This window comes from Streptomyces sp. NPDC052107, from assembly GCF_040680215.1.
Lineage (GTDB): Bacteria > Actinomycetota > Actinomycetes > Streptomycetales > Streptomycetaceae > Streptomyces.
In genome coordinates this window covers 1-3,373 of record NZ_JBFAWG010000218.1, presented here as the reverse complement: position 1 = coordinate 3,373, position 3,373 = coordinate 1, and the positions used below count along the sequence as shown (strand labels likewise).

The following is a 3,373-nucleotide window of genomic DNA, read 5'->3' as shown; positions in this document are numbered from 1 at the left end:
GCCGGCCGGGCGGGCCGGGCGGGCCGGGCGGGCCGGGCGGGCCGGGCGGGCCGGGCGGGCCGGGCGGGCCGGGCGGGGCGGGACGAGATCGGCGCAGGGGACGGGCCGGGCGCGGAAACCGCCCTGCTCGTCGGCCTGGACGTACTCCCGCAGGCGGTCGGCGAAGCGCGGGGTGCCGTCGGAGGCGCGCGCCATCACCTTGAACTCGTCGCTGCTTCGCAGGAATCCGAGGTGCTGGGTGAGGTCCTCGTAGAACAGGCCAGGGGAGTCCGGGAGTTGCTGGGTGCCGAGGACGGTCAGCTCGTGGTTGGTGTAGCGGCCGGCCAGATGGGAGCCGCACTCGCCGCGGCCGTCGAGGACGAGGACGGCGCAGTCCGGGTCCTCCTCGCGCCATGGCGGTTGCGGGAGCTGCGCGGCGAAGTAGGCGATGGTCTGCTTCAGCCCCTCCTCCCAGGGGATCCGGGGCGACCAGCCGAGCAGTTCGCGGGCGAGGGTGGTGTCGGGGCGGCGCCGGCCGGGGTCGTCGACGGGCCGGTCGATGAACGCGATCGGGGACCGGGCGCCGGTGCGGGCGACGACCCGGCGGGCCAGGTCGGCGACGGTGATCTCGTCGCTGCCGCCGATGTTCACCGGTCGCACGGACCTGCTCGCGGCCACCCGCAGCACGCCGTCGACGGTGTCGTCCACGTAGCACAGCGAGCGGGTCTGGCCGCCGTCACCGGCCACGGTGACGGGCTCACCGGCGAGGGCCTGGCAGATGAAGGTGGGCACCGCGCGCCCGTCGTGGGCCCGCATCCGCGGCCCATAGGTGTTGAACAGCCGCACGATCCCGGTGTCGGTGCTCCGGGTGCCGGCGTGCGCGGTGACGGGTGCCTCGGCGAACCGTTCGGACTCGTCGTACACGCTGCGCGGCCCGACCGGGTTCACATTGCCCCAGTAGCCCTCGTGCTGCGGACGCACCAGCGGATCGCCGTACACCTCGGACGTCGACGCCGGCAGCGGGCGCGCCCCGTCGCGTTCTGCGATCGCGAGCGCGTTGCGGGTGCCGAGACTGCCGACGTCCAGGGTCTCCAGGGGCAGGCGCAGATAGTCGGCCGGCGAGGCGGGGCAGGCGAAGTGCAGCACCAGGTCGTACGGCCCCGGCAGCAACTCCTCGCAATCGGGCGCGGAGACGTCGAGCCGTACGAACCGGAAACCGGGCCGGTCCTCGAAAGCGGCGACGTTCGCACGCCGCCCGCAGGCGAGATTGTCGGCGCAGTCGACTTCGACCACCGAATCCAGCAGCCTCTCGCACAGATGGGAGCCGAGAAAGCCGACGCCCCCGGTCACGAGGGCGCGCCGCCAGAAAGACGGTGTGTCACCGGTCATGTGGGCTGTTCCTTCGTCCACGTCGTCGCGCCCTGGGAACGCTCCTGCCTGGGCGTTCGGCGCATGCCGCGTCGCCGGGCCCGAACGTGTCGGCCCGCTGAGGGAAATGCTCGGGAAAAGAGAACAGGGCTCGGCCCCGCTGGTCCGGAGGACCGCCCTGTTCGGCCGCCGCTTGCTGGACGGCACTGGCGCAGAGTTCCCCTGCCAGTTTGTTTCGCACATTGCATCCTTATTGTCCGGAAAGCCGGGTACTCGCGCGACTTCAACGCCGTCAGAGCAGGTGGAGACGGCCGGCGGCGACGTCCGAAAGGGGCTGGAATCAGCCGTGCACGACGAGGTCACCACGGCGCTGCCGCGTGCTCTGCGGCAGCCCGGCCGGTCTTCCGGGCGCGTGCTGCTGACCGGCTGGTTCAGTTTCCGGGACGGGGAGGCGACGGCGGGGACGTGCTCGCCCAGCTGCACGCGTCGGCCGAGCTGACCCGGGCGGGCATCCGGCACGACACCGCGTGGAGCCCGGTTCTGTCCCGGCGAGCTGTCGCTGGAGGCGGCCCGGCCGGAGGCGTACGACTCGGTGCTCTTCGTGTGCGGCCCGGTGCAGGACCTCAAGTCACCGCGCTGCATGCCAGGTTCAGGACCTGTCGGCGACTGGCCGCCGGCGTCTCGGTCGTCGATCCGGCGGATCCCGCGGCCACCGGTTTCCACGAGATCATCGCCCGGGACGGCACCGCGGCCCCGACCCGGCGCGACCTCGCGGCCACGGGCCCGGCGGGCCCGCCGGGGCCGTGGCCAGGGTGGTGCTCTCCCACGGGCAGGGCGAGTACGGCGCCCGCCGCCGGCACGAGGAGATCGACGCGCGGCTCACCGGCTGGGTGGCCGGCAAGGACTGCGCACGTCTCCCGGCCGACACCCGCCTGGCCACGGACGACTGGCGGCTGTGCGCCACGGCCGAGCGGTTCCTGGCGCTGGTCTCCCGCTGCGACCTCGTCGTCACCACCCGGCTGCACGGCCTGGTGCTGGCCCTGCGCACCGGCACGCCGGTGATCGCCGTGGGCCGGGTCGCAGGCCGCGCCAAGGTCGGCGCCCAGGTACGGGCGGTGGGCTGGCCGGCGCTGGTGGACGCGGGGGCGCAGAGCGAGGAGTTGCTGGACCACTGGTGGCGGTGGGCGCGGGCCGGCTGGCCGCGGCCCGGCACTCGGTGCGCTGATCCCGCGCGGATGCGCCGTGTAGCGCGGCGTGCGCGGGGCACTCGGCGCGGCGACGGCAGGCCGCTCATGGGCCGCCGCGATGTCTCGCAGGAGGTGACGACATGGGTCACGGCGGAAACGTCATCCAGGAACTGACGACCGATCACCGTGAGGTGGAGGAGATCTTCGGCCGTATCGAGGCGCTGCCGCCCGGTTCCAAGGACCGCAAGGACCTCGCCGACCAGGCGACGATCGAGCTGGTACGGCACTCGGTCGCGGAGGAGTCCCATCTGTACCCGGCGGTGCGCAAGCACATCACGGGCGGGGACGCCATCGCCGACAAGGAGATCGAGGACCACGCCAAGGCCGAGCGGATCATGAAGGACATGGAGGGTCTGCGGGCGGACGACGCCCGGTTCGACACGCTCATGGCACAGCTGATGAGTGAGGTCCGGTCCCATGTGATGGACGAGGAGCAGAACCTCTTCCCGAAGATGGAGGCCGCCTGCCCGGCGGACGCGCTGATGGACCTCGGCGACAAGGTGCGCCGCGCGAAGAAGATGGCCCCGACCCGTCCGCACCCCGCGGCACCGGACACTCCCCCGGCGAACAAGCTGCTGGCCCCGGGAGCGGGCCTGGTCGACAGGATGCGCGACGCGTTGTCGGGGCGGGGGAAGGAGAGCTGAGGGTAGAGCGGGAGTGGGGGCGGCTGGGTCGGCGAGAGCGGAGGCTCACCAGTTGGATTAGCGAAGCGTAGTGAACCTGTGGCAGAGTGCTACGCGCACGCCCGGCGCCCAGGCGACGTCGGGCACCCTCCTCGG

The 3,373-nt window shown here is 73.0% G+C and carries 3 protein-coding genes and 1 pseudogene; 2 read left to right on the top strand and 2 right to left on the bottom strand.

What is annotated here, in order from left to right; genetic code table 11:
* Both AB0M27_RS47050 and AB0M27_RS47045 read right to left on the bottom strand, forming a co-directional pair.
* On the bottom strand, window positions 1-429 hold a 429-nt coding region (locus AB0M27_RS47050; protein ID WP_365732350.1), incomplete at its 3' end, for a carbamoyltransferase N-terminal domain-containing protein.
* A pseudogene (locus AB0M27_RS47045) lies at window positions 415-1,368 on the bottom strand (NAD-dependent epimerase/dehydratase family protein); the annotation flags it as partial. The gene AB0M27_RS47050 and the pseudogene AB0M27_RS47045, both read right to left, overlap by 15 nt.
* A gap of 791 nt (window positions 1,369-2,159) precedes the next feature.
* Here AB0M27_RS47045 and AB0M27_RS47040 point away from each other — a divergent pair.
* Both AB0M27_RS47040 and AB0M27_RS47035 read left to right on the top strand, forming a co-directional pair.
* Window positions 2,160-2,708: a polysaccharide pyruvyl transferase family protein gene (locus AB0M27_RS47040; protein WP_365732349.1), complete on the top strand. Its 549-nt coding sequence runs from the start codon at window positions 2,160-2,162 to the stop codon at window positions 2,706-2,708.
* Window positions 2,675-3,238 carry a hemerythrin domain-containing protein gene (locus AB0M27_RS47035; protein WP_365732348.1) on the top strand — a complete coding sequence of 188 codons (564 nt, stop codon included), beginning with the start codon at window positions 2,675-2,677 and terminating at the stop codon, window positions 3,236-3,238. The genes AB0M27_RS47040 and AB0M27_RS47035 overlap by 34 nt, the downstream gene beginning before the upstream one ends.
* Window positions 3,239-3,373 lie beyond the last annotated feature (135 nt).